This window comes from Nonomuraea sp. NPDC050153 (assembly GCF_044460125.1).
GTDB lineage: Bacteria > Actinomycetota > Actinomycetes > Streptosporangiales > Streptosporangiaceae > Nonomuraea.
Genome location: NZ_JBITJQ010000023.1, coordinates 122,367 through 141,930, shown reverse-complemented (window position 1 = coordinate 141,930; position 19,564 = coordinate 122,367). Strand labels below are relative to the sequence as shown.

General features: G+C 69.8%; 16 protein-coding genes. 3 read left to right on the top strand and 13 right to left on the bottom strand.

From position 1 onward, the window contains the following. Positions 1 to 244 precede the first annotated feature (244 nt). From ACIBQ1_RS40750 to ACIBQ1_RS40715, 8 genes are all read right to left on the bottom strand, one after another. Complete coding sequence (locus ACIBQ1_RS40750; RefSeq protein ID WP_397285548.1) at positions 245 to 1,558, bottom strand: serine hydrolase domain-containing protein; 1,314 nt, start codon at positions 1,556 to 1,558, stop codon at positions 245 to 247. A 10-nt stretch (positions 1,559 to 1,568) separates the two neighbouring features. Continuing rightward, entirely contained in the window at positions 1,569 to 2,099 is a 531-nt protein-coding gene (locus ACIBQ1_RS40745) for a serine hydrolase domain-containing protein (RefSeq protein ID WP_397285546.1), read from the bottom strand. A gap of 199 nt (positions 2,100 to 2,298) precedes the next feature. Continuing rightward, positions 2,299 to 5,193: a CBM35 domain-containing protein gene (locus ACIBQ1_RS40740; RefSeq protein WP_397285544.1), complete on the bottom strand. Its 2,895-nt coding sequence runs from the start codon at positions 5,191 to 5,193 to the stop codon at positions 2,299 to 2,301. A 29-nt stretch (positions 5,194 to 5,222) separates the two neighbouring features. Then, positions 5,223 to 6,446 (bottom strand): ABC transporter substrate-binding protein, encoded by a 1,224-nt coding sequence (locus tag ACIBQ1_RS40735; protein ID WP_397285542.1) that lies wholly within the window; start codon positions 6,444 to 6,446, stop codon positions 5,223 to 5,225. Further along, on the bottom strand, positions 6,443 to 7,264 hold the full coding sequence (locus tag ACIBQ1_RS40730) for a carbohydrate ABC transporter permease (protein WP_397285540.1): 822 nt from the start codon (positions 7,262 to 7,264) through the stop codon (positions 6,443 to 6,445). The genes ACIBQ1_RS40735 and ACIBQ1_RS40730 overlap by 4 nt, the downstream gene beginning before the upstream one ends. A 64-nt stretch (positions 7,265 to 7,328) precedes the next feature. After that, positions 7,329 to 8,267, bottom strand: a complete 939-nt coding sequence (locus tag ACIBQ1_RS40725) for a carbohydrate ABC transporter permease (protein WP_397285538.1) — start codon at positions 8,265 to 8,267, stop codon at positions 7,329 to 7,331. Then, positions 8,261 to 9,253 carry a Gfo/Idh/MocA family protein gene (locus tag ACIBQ1_RS40720; protein ID WP_397285536.1) on the bottom strand — a complete coding sequence of 331 codons (993 nt, stop codon included), beginning with the start codon at positions 9,251 to 9,253 and terminating at the stop codon, positions 8,261 to 8,263. The genes ACIBQ1_RS40725 and ACIBQ1_RS40720 overlap by 7 nt, the downstream gene beginning before the upstream one ends. After that, a complete protein-coding gene (locus tag ACIBQ1_RS40715; protein ID WP_397285534.1) occupies positions 9,250 to 9,984 on the bottom strand; it encodes a ThuA domain-containing protein in 735 nt (244 codons plus the stop codon). The genes ACIBQ1_RS40720 and ACIBQ1_RS40715 overlap by 4 nt, the downstream gene beginning before the upstream one ends. 211 nt (positions 9,985 to 10,195) lie before the next feature. Between ACIBQ1_RS40715 and ACIBQ1_RS40710 the strand changes: the two genes are divergently transcribed. After that, positions 10,196 to 12,343, top strand: coding sequence for an alpha-galactosidase (locus ACIBQ1_RS40710; RefSeq protein ID WP_397285532.1), 2,148 nt, complete (start codon positions 10,196 to 10,198; stop codon positions 12,341 to 12,343). A gap of 8 nt (positions 12,344 to 12,351) precedes the next feature. Further along, positions 12,352 to 13,578, top strand: a complete 1,227-nt coding sequence (locus tag ACIBQ1_RS40705; protein WP_397285530.1) for an ROK family transcriptional regulator — start codon at positions 12,352 to 12,354, stop codon at positions 13,576 to 13,578. A gap of 113 nt (positions 13,579 to 13,691) precedes the next feature. On the opposite strand, the gene ACIBQ1_RS40700 is transcribed toward ACIBQ1_RS40705, so the two are convergent. Together ACIBQ1_RS40700 and ACIBQ1_RS40695 are read right to left on the bottom strand one after the other, a co-directional pair. Beyond that, on the bottom strand, positions 13,692 to 14,102 hold the full coding sequence (locus ACIBQ1_RS40700; protein ID WP_397285528.1) for a cupin domain-containing protein: 411 nt from the start codon (positions 14,100 to 14,102) through the stop codon (positions 13,692 to 13,694). 92 nt (positions 14,103 to 14,194) lie between these two features. Then, positions 14,195 to 15,634, bottom strand: coding sequence for an AAA family ATPase (locus ACIBQ1_RS40695; protein ID WP_397285526.1), 1,440 nt, complete (start codon positions 15,632 to 15,634; stop codon positions 14,195 to 14,197). A gap of 76 nt (positions 15,635 to 15,710) precedes the next feature. On the opposite strand from ACIBQ1_RS40695, the gene ACIBQ1_RS40690 reads away from it, so the two are divergent. Next, entirely contained in the window at positions 15,711 to 15,923 is a 213-nt protein-coding gene (locus ACIBQ1_RS40690) for an isochorismatase family protein (RefSeq protein ID WP_397285661.1), read from the top strand. Positions 15,924 to 15,986: 63 nt separating this feature from the next. On the opposite strand, the gene ACIBQ1_RS40685 is transcribed toward ACIBQ1_RS40690, so the two are convergent. From ACIBQ1_RS40685 to ACIBQ1_RS40675, 3 genes are all read right to left on the bottom strand, one after another. After that, positions 15,987 to 16,490, bottom strand: a complete 504-nt coding sequence (locus ACIBQ1_RS40685; RefSeq protein ID WP_397285524.1) for an inclusion body family protein — start codon at positions 16,488 to 16,490, stop codon at positions 15,987 to 15,989. A 549-nt stretch (positions 16,491 to 17,039) separates the two neighbouring features. Continuing rightward, positions 17,040 to 17,648: a hypothetical protein gene (locus ACIBQ1_RS40680; RefSeq protein WP_397285522.1), complete on the bottom strand. Its 609-nt coding sequence runs from the start codon at positions 17,646 to 17,648 to the stop codon at positions 17,040 to 17,042. Between the two features lie 335 nt (positions 17,649 to 17,983). Next, a complete protein-coding gene (locus ACIBQ1_RS40675) occupies positions 17,984 to 19,528 on the bottom strand; it encodes an FAD-binding oxidoreductase (protein ID WP_397285520.1) in 1,545 nt (514 codons plus the stop codon). Positions 19,529 to 19,564: the final 36 nt, after the last annotated feature.

The following is a 19,564-nucleotide window of genomic DNA, read 5'->3' as shown; positions in this document are numbered from 1 at the left end:
CTTCGACTTGCCCATACTCTTTCGCCAAAAATCGAAGAAAGTCCCGACCTGTCGGGGCGGAAGGCCGAGCGTCCCGTGCGCTTCGGCGAATGCGCGCCTGCTCCTGGTCATCCGGCACGATTACGCCGGCCGCACGCTCGCATGCCGTCGCCAGTGAACGTCCAGGAGGAAAGGCGGCAAGTTGATCGCGGTCAGGGAGCTTCCTGAGCTCGCGGAGCTCTCCGTCACCCGTACGGCCCGCGGCTCACGCACGGGCCACCGCGCGGCCGTTGTGCAGGTAGGCGGCTCTCCCGCCCCGCATCACGAACGTGACCACATCATGCCGGCCGTCCTGGGCCTCGACGGCGATGAACGACTCGCCGTCGAGGTGCACGTAGCGGGCGGTCGTGCGGGTGGCGCCCATGCTCTCCATGAAGGGGCCGGGGATGAGCGTGACGTCCAGACCGTCTCCGGCGGCGGCGACCTCGTAGCCGAGCTGCGGGCCGGTGTAGCGGCCCGCGTACGGGGTGCCGTCCACGGGGTTCGGCGCCTGCGGCGGCAGGGGCCGCGCGGGCACGGTCAGGCCGGTCGCCTCCTCGATGACCGGCCGCGCCACGTCGGCCATGAGGCCGAAGAACGAGCCGCCGTTCCCGCTCATCGCGATGACGAAGCCCGACTCGGGAACGATGCGCCAGAACGTGCTCTGCCCGGGCGTGCCGCCGTCGTGGCCGAACGCGCCCCAGCCGAACAGCTTCACGCCGAGACCCCAGCGATCGGCCGGCGCGCCGGCGACCCCGGGCACGTGGATCTGCGGCGAGAGCATCGCGGCCACCGACTGCTCCGACAGCAGCCGGGTGCCGTTCGGCGCCAGGCCACCGGCCGCCAGCGCCCGGCCGAACGCGACCAGCTCGCGCGGCGCCAGGCACATGGTGGAGCCGGCCGGGGCGTTGGAGCGGGGCATCTGCCAGCGGGGGTAGACGGCGGCGTCCGGCCCGACGTGGCCCGCCGACGCGCGGAAGAGCACGGCCTCCTCGCCGAACAGCGCCGCGTGCGTGGCGCCCAGGGGGGTGAGCAGGCGCTCGCGCATCGCCTGCTCCCAGGTGCCGCCCCGCAGCCTGGCCACCAGCGCGCCGAGCACGCAGTAGCCGGCGTTGCAGTAGGAGAACAGCTCGCCGGGCTCGTGCACCTGCCCGGCGGTGCGCAGATGGTCGAGGAACCTGTCCAGGCAGTCGTCACCGCGCCCGGTGTCCTCGAACACGTCGCCGTCGAAGCCGGCCGTGTGCGTGAGCAGCCGGCGGACGGTGACTTCGCCGAACGCGAAGCCCGGCAGGTACTCCCCCACCGGCGTGTCGAGCTCGACCAGCCCGTCCTCCACGAGCTGCATGACCAGCGCCGCCGTCCACACCTTCGTGGTGGAACCGACCTGGAACACGCTGTCCGTGGTGGTCTCGACGCCGGTGGCCGTGTTGACCACGCCGGTGGCGGCCTCGTGCAGCTCGCCGTCGTGCCACACCGCGACGGCCGCGCCGGGCACGCCGTGCTCGCGCGCCGCCGTGGTGATGCGATCCCGCAGGTCCATGTCGATCTCCTCAGCTGACCTTCGGCGTGGGCGACGGCACGGTCAGGCCGTCGAGCTCGGCGAACAGCTCGGTGGCGACGGCCCGGGTGAACTCGCCGCTGCGGCCGCCGTTGGCGGTCACGCAGACGACGGTCCCGGTGTCCGGCACGGCCCACAGCACGGCGTGCCGGCCGATGGTGTTGCCGGCGTGGGAGATGACCTGCTGCCCGCTCCGCTCGCCGAGGATCCAGCCGATGCCCCACTGCCTGCCCAGCGTGTACGGGTTGGGGATGTCGACCCGCGGCTCCCACATGGCGCCCGGGTTCGCCGGCAGGCCGCCCTCCAGGTGGGCGCGGCCGAAGGCGACCACGTCGGCCGGGCGGGCGCAGATCAGCCCGGCCGGGCCCATCGACCGCATGAGGCCCCACACCGGGGTGGTTCTGCCGTCCTCGTGGCCCATCGCGGCGCGAAAGCGCAGCACGTCCTCCGGCGGCGTCCAGGTGTGGGTGAGGCCGAGCGGCTCGCAGAGGCGGTAGAGGTCGCCGAGCGCGAGAAGCGACATGAACGAAGCGTAAGCCTCCGCCGTCCGGGGGCATCTTGGGCGCCCCCGACGAACGACGCCGCCCGGCTCGTGCGGCACCCCGGCGCCCGGACCGCCTTGCGGCGGATCTCCGCCGACCGGCCGAGGTCGATCGGGCGGTTTCCAGAACGGCATCAGCACGCTGCCGACCGTACCCCGGCGGGCGGCCGGGCCGCCTTCCTCAGCCCAGGGAGATGCGGTCGAGGTCGGGGGCCGGGGTGGTGTCGTTGTGGAACTTGATGGTGTTGGCGCCGGCCTTCAGCGGGACGGGGACGCTGACGGTGTAGGGGGTGTTGTTGCCCACGCCGCTCACCTTCACCTCGACCGGCGTCCCGCCGTTGACGGTCACGGCGTACGACCGGTTGCCGTTGACGGTGAAGTCGATGTACAGCGTGTACGTCCGTGTCTCCGGGACCGTGACGTCCTCGAACAGCACGTACGCGTCCGGCGTGCTGCCCTGGTCCGGGCCGCCGCCGATGTTGCGTACCTTCTGGCCGCCCGAGCAGGCCGCGCAGTTGGTGATCCCCGCCTCGCCGATCTTGTTACGCGAGTCCTCTGCCTCCCGCGTGAACACCCGGTCGGCCGGTCGCGGGCGGACCCCCAACGGGCTGGTGACCGTGTGCCGGCGGCCGAGGGACCGGAAGGAGGCCGTGATCGGGAGGTCGGTGGCGCTCACGTCCTTTCCCGGCGGCGAGGTGAGCGTCCACGAGCCCGTCAGCGTCTGCCCGAGCCGTACGGTGTCGGCCGTGATCGTCTCGCCCTGGACCGTCCAGCCTTCCGGTACGGCGGGAGCCAGGGCGAGCTGGTCGAGCACGTCGTCGCTGTCCAGGCGCAAAGTCGCCGAGACCCGCAGCGTCTGCTGCCCGGCGCCGACCCATTGCAGGCCCGACGGGTCGACGGTCATGGTGGCCTTGGGGACGTACGAGGTCGGCGGCATCGGAGCGACGGCGAGGCGGTCCACACCGGCGTCCCCGGACAGAGTGATCGTGTTGGCGCCCGCGTTCAGGGTGACGGGGAGGGCGGTGGAGGCGGGGACCGCCTTGTTGTCGCCCGGCACGCGTACCTGGATCGGGGGCGCGCCGTTGACGGTGACCGACAGGGTTGTGGGCGTGGCGGCGGTGTGGTCGATCTGCAGGCGGTACTCGCCCTGCGCCGGGGCCGTGACGTCGCGGTAGGTGAGCGTGCCGTTCCGCAGGCCGCTCACCTGGGCGGTGCCCGAGCAGGCGGGACAGCGCTCGATGCGGGCCGTGCCCGTCCGCTGCTGCCGCTCGGCCTCGAGCGGCAGGTCGCCGCGTGAGGTCGGGTAGGAGCCGGCGACCTGGAGCTCGTCGATCTGGAGCTTGCGGTGGAAGCGCGGGGCCTGGGCCCCCGCCCAGGTGTCGAGCACCTCCAGCTTCACGTAGCGGGCGTGCTGCCCGCCCAGATCGAGGATCTGCATGCCACGCGCGCCGCGCATCGCGCCGGCCCGTACGGGCGTTCCCCACCGGCGGCCGTCGTCGCTGACGTAGACCCGGTAGTCCTTGATCCGGGCCGAGTCCTCGGGCCGTCCGAAGGTCGCCCTGGCGTAGGTGGACGACCATTCGCGCTGGTTGACCGCCAGGTACGCGACCTTCTTCGGCCTGCCGAGATCCAGCGTCAGCGACACCGGCAGGCGGCCGTCGGAGTCCCAGTAGTCCTCGAAGCTGCCGTCCACGAGCGCGGTGGCGGGATGCCCGGCCTTTTCGGAGGTCGCGGTGGCCTTGAGCCCGTCGTAGAAGCCCTGGCGGCCGGCCGTCTCGACCTTGAACACCGTGTCGTAGTCGTCCCATCGCGTGAGGCCGAGGATGGTCAGGTAGCCGCCGGACTGGCTGAAGCGCATCCGCTCACCCGTGCGCAGGTCGCTGACCCGGGTCACCCGGTAGCCGTTGTCACGCAACCGCACCACATCGGTGCTGGGCCGGGTGAGCACGTGCACGTACTGGGTCCTGGCGCCGTCGCGGCTGACGGTGATCACGCCGTGCGCGCCGTCGTTCCAGAAGCCGGGCTGCATGCCGCCGTACAGGTAACCGCCGCCCTCGGTGCCCCGCAGCGACTCCTGGATCGGCGGGACCCACGTGGACATGAAGGCGTTGAAGGCCTCCTGCTGGGGCGGGAAGCGGCCGTTCACCATCGGGGTCTCGGCCATCAGCGACTTCATCGACGAGCCCGCGTTGGCGATGTAGCGGCCGGTGGACAGGCGCGCGTCGACCGGGTGGTCGCCGCCGTCGTACCACCAGTCGCCGGTGGTGGGCAGCTTGTAGTCGGCCTCGACCAGGCGCGGCATCGGGGTCCACGCGGCCTGCGGGTAGTCGTAGGCCGGGGTCATGCCGGTCTTCTGCTCGTTGCTGACCGTGTCCATGATCGGGGTGTCGGTGTTGTTGTTGCTCAGCAACCAGGACGGGCGGCGCTTCCTGACCTCCTCGTAGAGGCCGTTCTGCTGCCAGTACTCGTTCTCGTTGTCGATCCAGAACCCGGCCAGGTCCGGATATTTCTCCATCACCTCGACGAACAGGTCATAGCTATACATGCCAAACCCGGGCCGGGTGGTCAGATCGACCTGCCGCCCCTTGTACGCCGAGTACGCGGCCGAGTCGAGCATCTCGACGCCCGTGTTGTCGTGCCACTGCGGGTCGTCGGTCATGTAGAGCATGATCCGTACGTTCTTCGCCTGCCCGGCTTTCACCAGCTCGCCGAGGAAGTCGCGGCGGGTGGCGCAGCTCCCCGGAATCGCGGAGGGCCAGGGGCGGGCGTAGCCCAGCGCGCTGTGGAAGGTGGCCAGGACGATGTACGAGGCGCCGAGGTCACGGGCCTGGTCGACCCAGTAGCCGGGGGTCCAGCCGCCTTCGGTGACGTCGCGTTCCCAGGCCGCGCAGTCCAGGTGCCGGGGGGCGGTGAACATGCCCCAGTGCAGGAACAGGCCCGCGGTGGAGTCGCGTAACCACTGCTGGCGTGGGTGGACGACCTCGGCCCGGGCCGGCAGGGCCGTGAGCAGGCCGGCCACCATCGCGAGGACGAGGGCGACGACGGGGGTGAGGACGGGGGTGGCACGCAGGCGCATGCGGATTGCTCCCTCGAAAGTGGCTGGGGCTACTTGGCGGCGCGCTGGATGGCCGCGACCGCGGTGGCGGCGGCGTCGCGTGGGGTGGACTGTCCCGCGAGCACGGCGCTCCACGCCTCGGCCACCGGCTTGCGCATCTGCGTCAGCTCGGTGCCGAACCCCGGCAGCAGGTACGGCACGCCGTTCTCCAGGGCCTTGTTGAACTGGCTGTAGATCGAGTCCTGCATACCCTTGGTGTCGGCCAGGTCCTTGCGCACCGGCATGCTGCCGGCCTCCAGGGCGGCCAGCTCGCCGTCCTGGCTGAGGAACATGGCGGCGACGGCGTTGAAGGCGGCGTCCTTGTCCTTGGTGAACGCGCTGATGTGGACGTTGTCGCCGAACTGGTAGACCTTGGCCGGGGCGGTGGCGTCCGGCACGGGCACCACGCCGTACGTGAACGACGCGGTCTTCTTGGCGTTGCCGTACTGCCAGTTGCCGCCGACCACGAAGGCCATGCCGCCGGCCGCGAACTTCTGGAAGGCGACGTCGGGGGTCCAGGTGGCGGCGTCCCTGGGCACGTAGCCCTTCTCGGCCCAGCCGCCGACCAGCTTGAAGGCGTTCTCCAGGGCGGCGGCGTCGGGCTTGGCGTAGTCGAAGCCGTACGCGCTGGTGAAGGAGAAGGAGTTGACGTCCTGCTCGCCCTGGCCGGCCAGGCCGATGCCGATGTACTTCTTGCCGATCTTCTCCAGGGCGGCGTTCAGCTCGTCCATCGTGGTCGGCGGCGTGATGCCCAGCTCGTCGAGGATCGTCTTGTTGTACCAGAGGGCGGTCGTGTTGCTGAAGCCCTGCACCCCGTACACCTTGCCGTCGTGCTTGATGACGTTCGCGTCGGGGATCTGGTCCTTGTCCTTGAACTTCTCGTACTGGGCGGTGAAGTCGGCGATGGCGCCGGCCTTGATGAGCTGGAGCAGGTCCGCGCCGCCCTGGACGAAGACGTCGGGGCCCTGTTTGGTGGCCGCCGAGGCGACGACCTTCTGGGTGAGCTGCTCGGCGGGCACGTACACGCTGTTCAGCGGCTTGGGCAGCTTGGCCTTGGCGTAGATGTCGTTCAGGTCCTTGGTGAACTTCGCGGTGGCGGGGATGCCCTGGGCGTAGTAGTGCCAGAAGGTGACCTGGCCGGCGTTGCCGCCGCCGCCGGAGCCGGACGTTCCGCAGGCGGTGAGGGCGCAGAGGGCCGCCGCGACGGCGACGACGCGGAGTTTTGCAGAAATCAACGGACGCTTCCCATCGTGATGCCGCCGACCAGCAGGCGCTGCCCGAACAGGTAGATCAGTACGGTCGGGACCGAGACCAGGACGGAGACCGCCATGAGGCCCGGCCAGTTGACCCCGTAGGAGGACATTTGCTGCGCGAGCAGCGCGCTGACCGGGTACTGGCCCGGGTCGTTGAGAAAGGTGATCGCGTAGAGGAACTCGCCCCACGCGCCGATGAAGGTGAGGGTCGCCACGGTGGCGATCCCGTTGCGGGTGATCGGCAGCACGATCTTCACGAACCGCTGCCACCTGCTCGCGCCGTCGCTGGCCGCGGCCTCCTCGATGGCGATCGGCACCCCGGTGAAGAACGGCCGCAGCAGCAGCATGCTGAACGGCAGGTTGGTCGCGGCGATCGCGATCGCCACGCCGTACAGGTTGCCGGTGAGCCCCCACTGAGCCAGCAGCCGGTTCAGCGGGATGAGGGTCGAGGTGGTCGGCACCATCTGCAGGATGATCAGCACGGCCAGCCCGCCGGTCACCACGGCGCCGTTGAGCCGGGCCAGGCCGTAGGAGGTGGGCACGGCGATGACGAGCACGATGACCGTGGTGGCCACGGCGATGATCAGCGAGTTGACCGCCGAGGTGGCGAAGCCGCCGTTCCACACGTCGACGTACGCCTGCACGGTGGGCGTGAAGAGCACGGCCGCCGACCCGGCGAACACGTCCTTCATGCTCTTGAACGAGGTGGCCACCAGCCAGTACAGCGGCAGGGCATAGATCGCCAGGAGGACGACGCAGCCGAGGACGGTGACCACGGTGTTGCGTCTGGCCCCGATCATGAGCCCTCCTCCGTCGGTCTCATGACCAAGATGCTGTGCCCATTGATGACCTCGACAAGCTCGGTCATGTCTGCTCCCTCCGGTTCATCCGCAGGTAGACGGCGCTCAGGAAGAGCACGATGACCAGCGACAACGTCGCGGTGAACGAGCCCTGGCCGAACTCGTAGAACTTGAACGCCTGCTGGTAGCCCAGGTACGGCAGCGTGGTCGTGGCGGTGCCGGGCCCGCCGCTGGTCATCACGAAGATGAGGTCGAACGAGCGGAACGCGTTGATCACGACGAGCACGCCGAGGATGGAGATGACCGGGCGCAGCAGCGGCAGCACGACGTACCTGGTCGCCTTCCAGCCGGACGCGCCGTCGAGCGCGGCGGCCTCCAGCAGTTCCTTGGAGACGTCGAGCAGCGCCGCGCGCAGCACGAGTGCGCAGAACGGCACCACCATCCAGGCGTTGACCAGCCCGAGCACGACGATCGCCAGGGTGCCGTTGGCCAGCCAGGGGACCGGCTGCGGGATCACGTGCAGCCAGAGCAGCACGGAGTTGACCGGCCCGCCCGACTCAAGGAGAAATTTCCACAGATTCCCGGCGACCACGGCCGGCAGCGTCCAGACGAACACCATCACGCCGAGCGTCACGCTGCTCAGCCGGGTCCGCGGGCGCAGCATCAGCGCGGCGGCGAACCCGCCGGCCAGCCCGACCACGAGCACGATCGCGACGATGACCAGCGTTTGCAGCACCACGCGGCCGAACGACGGGTCCTCGATCACCCGCCACATGTTGTCGAGCCCGTTGAACGGCCGCTCGCCCAGCAGGTTCTCGGCGGTCACGTCGGAGAACGCCGTGCGGAACAGGTCGATGAGCGGGTAGACCGACAGCACGGCGAGGTAGACGGCCCCCGGCAGCAGGAACAGCATCGTCTGACGGCCGAAGATCGTGCTGCCGCCGCTCTGCCGCCGTTTGCGCGTCGCGATCCGGCCGGCCGTGCTGACCTCGGCCGTCACCATCGTTCGACCCTTGCCCGTTCCCGTGTGCGGGCCGAGGTGAGCGCGGCCTCCAGCATCGCGACGCTGTGCGCGTTGTCGGCGGCGGGCGAGGTCGGCGCGCCCGAGCCCTCGACCGCGTCGAGGAACGCCCGCAGCACCCCGGCGCGCTCGAACAGCGGCAGCTCGGGCACCTCGACCGCGTTCACGTTCCCGGCCGCGTCGGTGATCGACACGGCCCGGTGGTCGTCCGGCGCGGCGCCCCACCTGATGAGCCCTTCGTCACCGGAGATCCGCCACACGCCGGGCCAGGGCGTCTGCGCGTCGATCCCCTGGCTCGACAGCACGTAGTCGACCGTGATCCCGCCGTCCAGCTCGACGATGAGGCTCGCTCCCGGCGTATGGTCCTGGGCCGAACGCACCGGCGAGACCGGCACGCACGTGATCGCCGCCCCTTCCCGCCCGAACAGGTACCGCATCAGGTCGAAGTGGTGGATGGCCAGCTCGACCAGCGAGTTGGAGTCCCTGACGCCCCGGTGGTCGCGATGCCATTCGAGCGAGACGCGGCGAACCGTCCCGACGGCCTGCCGTTCGAGCAGGTCCCGGACGACCGGGGCGCCGGGGAAGATCCGGTAGTTCTGGTCGATGCCGAAGACCAGGCCGCGCTCCTCGGCGAGGTCGGCGAGCTCCCGGGCGGTGGCCGCATCCAGCGCGAACGGTTTCTCCAGCAGCAGGTGCGCACCGGCCTCCAGCACCTGCTTGGCGACGGCGGCGTGCGCGCCGATGGCGACCGGGGCGATCGCGGCCACGGCCCCGGTCGCCTCCAGCGCCTCCCGAACGGTGGCGAACATGGTGTCCGGGCCGGCGCCGGTCACGGCGGCGAACGCCGCGCGCGCCTCAGGTGAGGCGTCCACCCAGCCGGTCACCTTGGCGTCGGCGAGCTGCGGGATGATCTTCGTGGCCCAGTCGGTCCCCCACGGGCCGAGGCCGATCTGGATCAGGTCGGTCATGCCTCGGCCCACCAGTTCTTCGGGTACTCCCCCGACCTGGTGGATCTCGGCTGGGGCTGTGGGGGCGGGGCGGCCCACCGTACGGCATTGGCCAGGATGCGGCGGATCTCGGGCTGGAAGTAGATGGGAGCCTCCTCGTGTCCAGGGGCGAAGAAGAAGATCCGGCCTCTGCCCCGATGCCAGGCGCAGCCGCTGCGCAGCACTTCGCCGCCCTCGTAGGAGCTGATGAAGACGAGCTCGTCCGGCGCGGGGATGTCCAGCGGCTCGCCGTACATCTCGCCGCTGGGGATGACGACGGGGTTGGGGACGCCGCGGACGATCTCGTGGCCGGGCAGAATCGTCCAGAGCAGCTCGCTGTCGCCGTGCCGCCAGCCGGTCATCTCGCAGGACGTGCCGAGCAGGGCCTTGGCGATCTTCGATCCGATGGCGGAATGCAGGATGAGCAGGCCCATGCCGTCCAGCACGCGCCGCCTGACCCGCTCGACCACCTCGTCGGAGACCTCGTCGTCCTTGAGATGGCTCCACCAGAGCAGCACGTCGGTGTCGTCCAGCACCTCCGGCCCGAGACCGTGCTCGGGTTCCTCCTGCAGCGCGACGCGTAAGTCCGCCTCAGGGCCGAGGTGCTCGGCCAGCGCCTGGCCGAGCACGACGTGCAGCCCGTCGGGATACACCGACGAGACGCTGGGGAACTTCCGCTCCTCATAGAACTCGTTCCACACGGTCACGTTCATCTGCTACTCGCATCCATCCGATGTATCTCCAGGAAGTCGTTTCTATTACGTAAGACTTCTGCATAATAGGATGCAGTGACTCTAGGGACAACGCCTGGACTCCAGCAAGGGAAAATGTCTCACGATCTGAGATCTGCGCCGGTTGGACTGCTTCTCATTGTGAGATGATCTTTACGTGAGACATCGGATGTCATAACGAAGAGAGGTCAGGATGACGAAGTCCTCCGACGTCGCGCGGCGCGTGGTCCAGCTCCGATCCGCCGGCGTCGCGCTGATCCTCGACCTCCGGTCCGAGGGGCTCCCCACCGTCGTCCACTGGGGCGCCGACCCGGGCCCGTGCGATCGGGCCGAGCTCGACGCGATGGCCGACGCCGCCGTGCCACCGCACGTCATCAACCTCATCGACGGCCCGATCTCGCACTCGGTGCTGCCGGAGAGCCACACCGGGTGGTTCGGCGTCCCGGGGCTGTCCGGCTCCCGTTCGGGCGCGGCGTGGGCGCCCCGCTTCACCGTGAGCGCGGCCGTCCTGGAGGGGCGGCGGCTCACCGTCGACGCGGCCGACCCGAGCACCGCGCTCGGGCTGCGCCTGGCCATCGAGCTGACCGGCAGCGGGCTGGTCCGGTTGCGCACCTCCGTACGCAATGACGGGGATGACGACTACAGGGTGGACGCGGTGTCGGCCGTCCTGCCGGTGCCCGATCGGGCGGCAGAGCTGCTGGATCTGGCCGGGCGCTGGTCGCGGGAACGGCAGCCGCAATGGGGCCCGTTCAACATGGGGGCACATCTTCGCGAGGGGCGGCGGGGCCGGACCGGGGCCGACGCGGCGACCGTGGTGGTGGCGGGCGTTTCGGGGTTCGGGTTCCGGTCAGGGGAGGTGTGGGCGGTGCACACGGCCTGGAGCGGCAACCACCGCACCTGGGCCGAGCGCACGGGCGAGGGCTTCAGGACGCTGGGCGGCGGAGAGTCGCTGCAACCCGGGGAGATCACGTTGCGGCCGGGAGAGAGCTACCGGTCACCCGAGCTCTACTACGGATACGCGGACGGGCTCGACGAGCTGGCCTCCCGGTTCCACCGTCACCTCAGGGAGCGGCCGCACCACCCCGGCACTCCCCGGCCGGTGAATCTCAACGTGTGGGAGGCCGTGTACTTCGACCACGACCTCGGCAAGCTGCTCACGCTGGCCGAGCGGGGGGCCGAGATCGGCGTGGAGCGGTTCGTGCTGGACGACGGCTGGTTCCACCGCAGGAACGGGCCGGACAGGGGGCTCGGCGACTGGTTCGTCGACGAGCAGAGCTGGCCCGACGGGCTCCATCCGCTGGTCGACCGGGTCAAGGAGCTCGGCATGACGTTCGGCCTGTGGTTCGAGCCGGAAATGGTCAGCCCGCGCTCCAAGCTCGCGGTCGCCCACCCGGAATGGATCCTGCGGGCTCGCCCCCAGCTACCACCGGCCTCGCGCTGGCAACAGGTGCTCGACCTCGCCAACCCGGCGGCGTTCGACCACGTGCTCACGCGGATGTCCGCCGTCATCGCCGAGTACGGCGTCGGCTACCTCAAATGGGACCACAACCGCGACCTGATCGAGGCGCCCGGCGTCCACCGGCAGACGCTGGCCGCCTACCGGCTGATGGACGAGCTGCGCGCCGCCTTCCCCGGGCTCGAGATCGAGTCGTGCTCCTCCGGGGGCGCCCGCGTCGACCTCGGGATCCTGGAGCACACCGACCGGGTGTGGGCCTCCGACTGCATCGACCCGCTCGAACGGCAGACCGTCCAGCGCTGGACCAGCCAGCTCATCCCGCTCGAACTCATCGGCGGCCACGTCGCCTCCGCCGTCTCCCACACCACCGGCCGCCGGCACGACCTCGCCTTCCGGGCGATCACCTCGCTGTTCGCGCACTTCGGCCTCGAACTCGACCTGACCAGGCTCGACGACGCCGAGACCGCCGAACTCACCGAGTGGATCGCGATCTACAAACGCTACCGGACCCTGCTGCACTCCGGCACGCTGGTCCGCGACGATCACCCGGGCACCGGCCGCTGGCTGACCGGCGTCGTGACACCTGAGCTGGCGCTCTATGCGGTGGCCGCGATGCGCCGCTCCGACGAGGAGCCCGCGGGACGGATGACCTTCCCCGGGCTCGACCCGGCCCGCGACTACGAGATCCGGCTCGTCGGCCCGAACCGGGACGACCTCGGTCCGCGCCCCGGCTGGCTGGACTCGCCGGCCCGGTTCAGCGGCGCGACGCTCGCGACCATCGGCGTGCGGCTGCCCACGCTCCGCCCCGAAACCGCGATGCTCATCGAGATCTCAGGCGGACCGTCGGCAAACCGGCCCCCCGCGTCCACGCTGTTGGCAAACTAAGGAGCCTGATGACCTCGTACACGGTTCGCTCGACGACTCAGCTCAGCGGCGACATCTCCATGGTTCGCACGCTCAACCTGCGGTCGGTGCTGCGCGTGCTGTACGACGGCGGCAGCCACACGATCACCTCGATCGCGGCGGTGGCCGGGATCTCCCGCCCGACCACGAGCCAGGCGATCTCCGACCTGCTCGCCGCGGGCTGGATCCAGCCCTCCGACCAGAGCGCCGACCGGCAGGACGGGCCGGGGCGGCCGGCGCAGCGCTTCGAGTTCCGCCCGCGCGCCGGACACGTGCTCGGCGTCGACATCGGCGGCCACAAGGTGCTGGTGCTCGTCAGCGACCTGTCCGGGGAGATCGTCGCCGAACGCCGGGCGACCCTCCGGCCGACCTCTCCCAGGGCCAGGCGCCTGGCGGTCATGAACCAGGCGATCACCGAGGCCCTGAACGCGGCCGGGCTGCCGGCCGCCGCCATCTCCTGCGCCGCGATCGCCACACCCGGCGTCGTCGGCCCCGACGGCAAGGTCGCCCACGCCCCCGCCATCCCCGAGTGGGTCGGCGTCGACCTGGGCAAGCACGTCCAGGACCGCTTCGGCATCCCGACCCAGGTCTTCAACGACATGCGGATGGCCGCGCTGGCCGAGCACTGGAAGGGGGTGGCCCGCGACGCCGCCGACGTGGTGTACGTCCACGTCGGCCGCCGCATGGGCACCGGTCTGCTGGTCGCGGGCCGGCCGCACGCCGGCCGGCACGGCGCCGCGGCCGAGATCGGCCTCTGGCGCGGCCTGCCGTGGGCGCACGCGTACGAACGGCTGCTGGAGCTGGCGCCCGGAGCCCTGGCCAAGCGGGGCGACGACGCGATCCAGGCCATCTTCGACGCGGCCAAGGCGGGCGACGCGGCCGCCCAGGCGGGCATCGACGCCTTCGCCGACCTGCTCGTGCAGGGTCTGGCGCCGGTCATGGTGACGATCGACCCCGAACTGGTGATCATCGGGGGTGGCATCTCGGCCGCCGGCGAGGCCATCCGCGAGCCGGTACGCGCCCGCGTCGAACGCGAGACGGACTTCCCGCCGAAGGTCGTCTGCTCGATCATGGGCGACCACTCCTCCGCGATCGGAGCCGTGCGCAGCGCCCTCGACGTCGCCGAGGAACGCCTGTTCGCGGAGCTCAAACCGGGTCCCGCAACGCCGGCGGAGCTCCCCGGTCAACCGCCGAAAATGCCGGCCGGCACCCGGTAGCGCGGGCGCTCGCCCGACGGGACCGCCGCGTGGCCGCGACGGTCCCGCTCCGAGCCGTGCTCGCCACTCCTCGCGGCGGCACCCGGCTCAAGCATTCAGGGGGAGCCGGCTCCTCAGGGCCGGGCGACCCGTCGGTGTCGCCGTTCGGCCAGCTCCTCCGCGCTGACCAGGGTCAGGATCGGGGTTCCCGGCGGCGCGAACATGGTCACCACCAGCTGCGACTGGGCGTCCGGGAGGTTGTTGGCGCCCTGGAGGTGGATCACGTCGCCCCCGGGCTCGAACAGGGCGTCACCGGCCTTGAGCACCCGGGGCGGCTGCCCCTCCAGCTCGAAGAGGATCTCGCCCTGGGTCACGTAGCCGAAGAGCGGCCCGGGGTGCCGGTGCGGCGGCGCGCCGGGGTCGCCGGGCGGCAGGGTGACCCGGATGGTCCTGGCCTCGGCACCGGCCGGTATCCGGGCCGCCGCCTCCGGCAGGGTCGTGATCACCTCAACGCCCGAGGGCAGGTGCGCGTGCTCGCCGCTCATGTGTTCCTCCGTCCGAACAGGGAGTGTCGGAGTGAGGACAAGACGGCCTCCCCGTTTGTGACAGCCGTACGCGGCCCGGACCCGGCTTCGGCTCACGAGCAGCCGGGCGGCCCCAACCGGGCCGACGCCCGCCCGTCCTTCGGCACCGCCGCCGTCTCCTGGGAGCCGAGGAGCGCGCGGGTGAGCGCCTGACCGTCGCCCGCCATCGCCTGCAGCGCCGTACCGAAATGATCGTCGGTGAGCGCGACCTCGTCCGAACGCAACGCGACCAGGATGACCCGGCGCAGCAGTTCCTTGATGAACGACGCCGTGACCCCCTCGGTGGCGGCGACCACCTTGGCGGTGTCGGCCACGACGGGCCGGTTGCGGGCGTACAGGCGGACAAGGCGCTCCCGCGCCGCCGCGTCGGGCAGCGGCACCTCCACCGCGAGGTCTACCCGGCCGGGCCGCTGGACCAGGGCCTTCTCCAGGGTCTCCACCCGGTTGGTGGTCAGGACGAACGTCACGTCCACGTCGCCGCTGATCCCGTCCATGGCGTCCAGGAGGGAGAACAGCAGCGGGCTGGTCTCGTAGTGGCTGCGGTCCTCGGCGATCAGGTCGACGTCCTCGACGACCACGATGGACGGTTGCAGCTTGCGAGCCAGCGCCACCGCGTAGTCGATCTTGCTCATGGCGGGCCCGGTCATCAGCACCGCCGTGTGCTGGCGCAACCGTCCGATGAGGTAGCGCGTGGTGTGGGTCTTGCCGGTGCCCGGCGGGCCGTAGAGCAGCAGGCCCCGGCGCAGGTGCTGGCCGGCCTCGGTGAGGCGGTCGGCATGCTCGGCGATGCCCACGATGTGCTCCTCGACGCCCTCCAGCCGTCCTTCCGGCAGGACCACCTCCTCGCGGCCCAGCTCGGGGCGGGGCAGGAAGGTCAGCAGCTCGTTCTCCCTGTGCTCGCTGAACCCGAAGCTGAGCACCTGGCCGCGGAACGGGTCGTTGTCCTGCTTGAGCCGGTTCACCTCGTCACGCACGGCGGTCGCCGTGCCCCGTCCGGCCGCCAGCACGGTGAGCAGGCTGTGGGAGTCGTAGTCGTCCCTGTTGCTCAGCCCGATGAGCACCGGGGTGCCGTCGGGCGCGACCGTGGCGACCAGGCCGAGCTGCACGACCTCCATCGTGGTGTCGGGACCGATCGGGGCCGTGCCGTAGTCGGGACGGCCGAGCATGCGGCTGCCCTCACGCATCGCCGACAGCAGCATGTTGATGATGCTCTCCCAGCGCCGCTCGCCGCCCACGATGCCGAACCACTGCGCGCCGCGGGAGTGCGCGTCCAGGTAGAGGTCGGCGGCGGTCTGCAGCGCGGCGTGCTCGTAGAGCCGGTACTTCTCCTCCACGACGACCACGTCGCTGATCGGGCAGCCGAGGTGCTCGGTCACCTTGGCGACCAGCGGAGAGGTGGCGTTGGCTTCGCCGATCCGCTCGGCCACCGCGGCGTACACCTGCCGGAGGCTCTCGGCGAGCGCTCGCGCGTCCGTGAGTTCGATGTTCGTCACATCACCCATCATCGCGACCGCAGCGGACGAATGCTCCTGATTATCGTGACCGTCCCCACGGCGCCACCGCGGACCGCTGTGCGGATCAACGGGACAGCCGGCGCGGGGCGATCTCGAAGGGACCCCGCTCGACACGATCTTGCGCAACCTCGGTCGCGACACCGTCATCGTCGCAGGCACGCTGACCAACTACTGCTGCGGCAGCACGGCGCGGCAGGCGTACGAGCGCGGGTACCGCCCCGCCCCGTTCAACTGCGGCAAGCTCAGGCCGCTCACCGCCGCCCGCTGACGTCTGCGGGCGGCGGCTCAGCGCTGATCGTCCGTCGAGTGGCGAATCGGCGCACCGACCCCGTCAGGGCTGGATATTGATGAAGGGGTCCCAGCAGTAGTAACCCTGCTTCTCGCCCTTGTGATTGAGAATCATGAAGCTGAAGTTGTAGGTGACCGTCCCCGTGTCCAGGACCTCACACTCCCAGTAGTAGCTGTTGATCTTCTGGGTGGTGGGATTCAGCGGATCCTGACTGTTCGGCTGCGGCTCGCTGAGAACCACCGATCTCGGTGCGGGGGTGCTGATCAGATCCTGCCCGGACAGGGTGTTGAACTTGTAGAGGATGCCGGTGTACTCGGAGTTCAGGGATAGTGTCGTCTCACGCCACCTGATGATGTCCATCGGGGAGGCGTTGATTGTCAACTCGCTGCCCGGAGCGCCCCCGAGTTGGTTCTGCCGGGTGGTCATGTAGATCAAGTTGCTGCTGTCGGGGATCGACGTCGGCCCGTTCGGATCGGTGTTCTTGCCGAACCTTCCGAGAATGGTTTCCGCGTCGATGGCGATGAGGACGTTGATGAATTCCGACATGCAGAAATTCTCCCTGTCGTGTCCGAAAAAACAGAACCGTAGTCCAGAACCCCCGACCCATGACTTGGCCGTCAATGCGGTCGCCTGGTGACGCACACGTCGCGATGACCTCCATTCACAGCGGGAAGACGATACGGTGCACGTCGGAAGCGGGGGTGACGTGCGGTCCGGGGGCCGCCGGACGAACACCTCCACCATGATTTTTGACGTTAAGTGCCGTCAAGACCGCATTATGTAACCTAAATAAGATCGTGTTATTCCGTAACGCTTCGCGTCAATGCGATGACCAGTCGGGATGCGCCCCCGGGGGGATCAGAAGGGCGTTCCTCGCCCTGGCCAGATGTGGCAGATAAGACAGGTAGGCATTACCGAGGCGCCTGTCTTCGACTTGATCACAAATCGTGGGCTCACCCATAGACGGAAGGCCCCAAAAACCAATGAACAGCCCTAAAGCCGCCCAATCCGTGAAACCCCCCAAAAATGAGCGAGCTTCGCCCGTAAGTCAGGCTCCTTGACGACGCTCAAGAGTGGGAACCTGGCGGAAGGATGTTATTCCTCGGTCTGGAGGGTCGCTCGTGTGACGTCCGTGAGCAGTGCGGCCGCCCACAGGAACACCTTGGGGTCGCCGAGACCTGAGTCGGTGAGCCATTGCGCGGCCCTGCGCGCGTCCTGCTCGTCCTGGATCAGTCCCCAGGGTCCTGGCTGAACGCCGGTGGCCTGGTAGACGTCGGCGATGAGGCCTCCTATGCAGGCCCAGGTGTGCCAGTTCGCAACGTCGAAGCCGACCAGTTCGAACCCCAGCCGCCGGCCGCCGAAGCCGGGGAACCTCTCGCGCCGGGCCAGCCGTTCCGGGAGGCTCCCGGCCGATGTCTCCCCGCCGCCGTCGGCGATATCGGCCAGCAGCGCCGGAACATCGGCAGTGGCGAACCCGACCCCGAGCACGTGCAAGCCCGTATTGCCGGCCTTGTCGCGCGCGCTCTCAGCCTCCCCCGGACCGGCGAACCAGTCATCCCAACCACCGGGATCCACTGGCACCAGGTCCACCATGCAGTCGCTCATCGACACGAGACCAAGACCAGGAAGACTCATATCCTGCCAATCTTGCCGAACGGCGCGTGTAGCCACTCGATAGCCGGCAAGGACGTAGTCGGGTTCCACCGCGTTGTCTCCTCTCTCGGTCAGCATTCCTGTTCATCCGGACAGCCGGCCTGTTCACCGGCTCACGTACGGGACCGCCGGCGGAGACGGACTCGAGGTGGGCGCCAGGCTGGAACGCGAACCCCTCCGTGGCCGGGTGGTGATCTTTGTAGAGATCTGGATCATAACTGTGAGCTCGCCTCGCAGCCTCGACCGGCCGGTACGCCCCACGTCGGCCGGTCAAGGGTACGGTCGGCTGCCGGGCGCCTCGTCCCCGTCGCGCCGCCGGCGGCGCGGGCTCCGCTCGGCGAGCCGGCCGGTGCCGCGCAGAACCGTACGCCGGCTCTCGCGAGAGGTCAGTTGGGGCGGACGGACAAGGCGTGGCGGAAGACATTGTGCGGGTCCCAACGGCGCTTGATCTGTTGGAGCCGCTGGTAGGTGTCCTTGTAGTACAGCGTGTGCCAGGGAGTGCCCGAGGCGTTCCACCGGGGGTCGGCCAGATCCCTGTCCGCGTAGTTGATGAAGCTGCCGTCATCCGCGTCGCCGGCCGGAACCCCGCCGCTGTCGGCGTAGATGTCTTGGTACAGGTTCCTGATCCAGCCCAGGTGCCGGGTGTCTTCGGCCGTGCCCTGCCAGCCGACGAGGTAGCCGACCAGGAAGACCGAGTCGCGATGGGGCACGGCGGTCGCGGTCGGCGCAACGGCGTTGACCCGTCCTCCATAGGTGTTGATGAAGAGATTCGCGTACGGGTAGTTGTAGTCGGATCGGGTCAGATGCCGATAGGCGGTGGCGATCTGCCGGTCGGTGAGGCGCCGCCGCCGATACCCCGACTTGATCTTGAAGCGGAGGTCGGAGGGACCCGACTCGTAGGCGAAGGCCTGCGTGGCGGCGAGCCACGGAAGGGTGGACGACTGGCGGGCGGGCTGTACGGGGACGCCCTGCCCGAGCGCCTTCACCAGGTCGTCCAGCAGAGCCTGCGCGCCGGTGTCGGTGGCCACCTGCCCGGACAGGGTGATGGTCTCGCTGGGCCGGCTGGGCAGGGACAATTCGCCGTACAAGGCGGCCCCGGGTGAGCCGGGCGCCGAGTTCCGCTCGCCCCATTCTCCGAAGTTCCGGACCAGCCGGACGAACGCCTCCTGGTCGAGCTCCGGCCAGGGCCACTCCAAGGAGTAGTGCAAGACCGTGGAAGGAGGCCGGGGCAGCAAGGTGGCGGGCTCGCCGCCATGAGCGTCCGGGGACCGGAACCAGTACCGGGTGACGATCCCGAAGTTGCCGCCGCCGCCTCCCGTGTGAGCCCACCACAGCTCCCGGTTCGGATCCGACGGTTCCCGGGTCGCCACCACCCTCGTGGCCCTTCCCGAGGGTCCCACCACGACCACTTCCACCGCGTACAGGTGGTCGACGATCAGGCCGTGCAGTCGGCACAGGGCTCCGTATCCGCCGCCGCAGACGTGTCCGCCAATCCCCACGTCGGGACAGGTTCCGCCGGGGATGGTGACACCCCAGCCCAGGAACAGCTTCCGGTACGCCTCACCCAGCGTGGTGCCCGCCTCGACCATGAAGGCGCCGCGGCGCCAGTCGTACTGGACCGCGTTCATCGATGACAGGTCGATGAGCGTTTGCACGGACGGATCATCCACCAGGTTCTCGAAGCCGTGACCGCCACTGCGGACCGCGATCCGCCGACCTGTCCGCACCGCTTGGTCGACGGCCCCCAGTACGTCCTCAGTGGAGGCGGCCGGTCGCACGTGTTCGGGCGCGCACTGGAATCGCTGGTTGTAGCCCCTCGACACCAGCCAGCGATAGCGGGGATCGGCCGGGCCCACCATGTCCGGCGCGCGCGGGGCGAAATCCGGATCGGCGGTGCCAGGGCGAACGGTCCTTTGTGTGGCTTGGCTCATGGTCGGCCTCCTCACGCCCAGCCGCGGTCGGGCGAA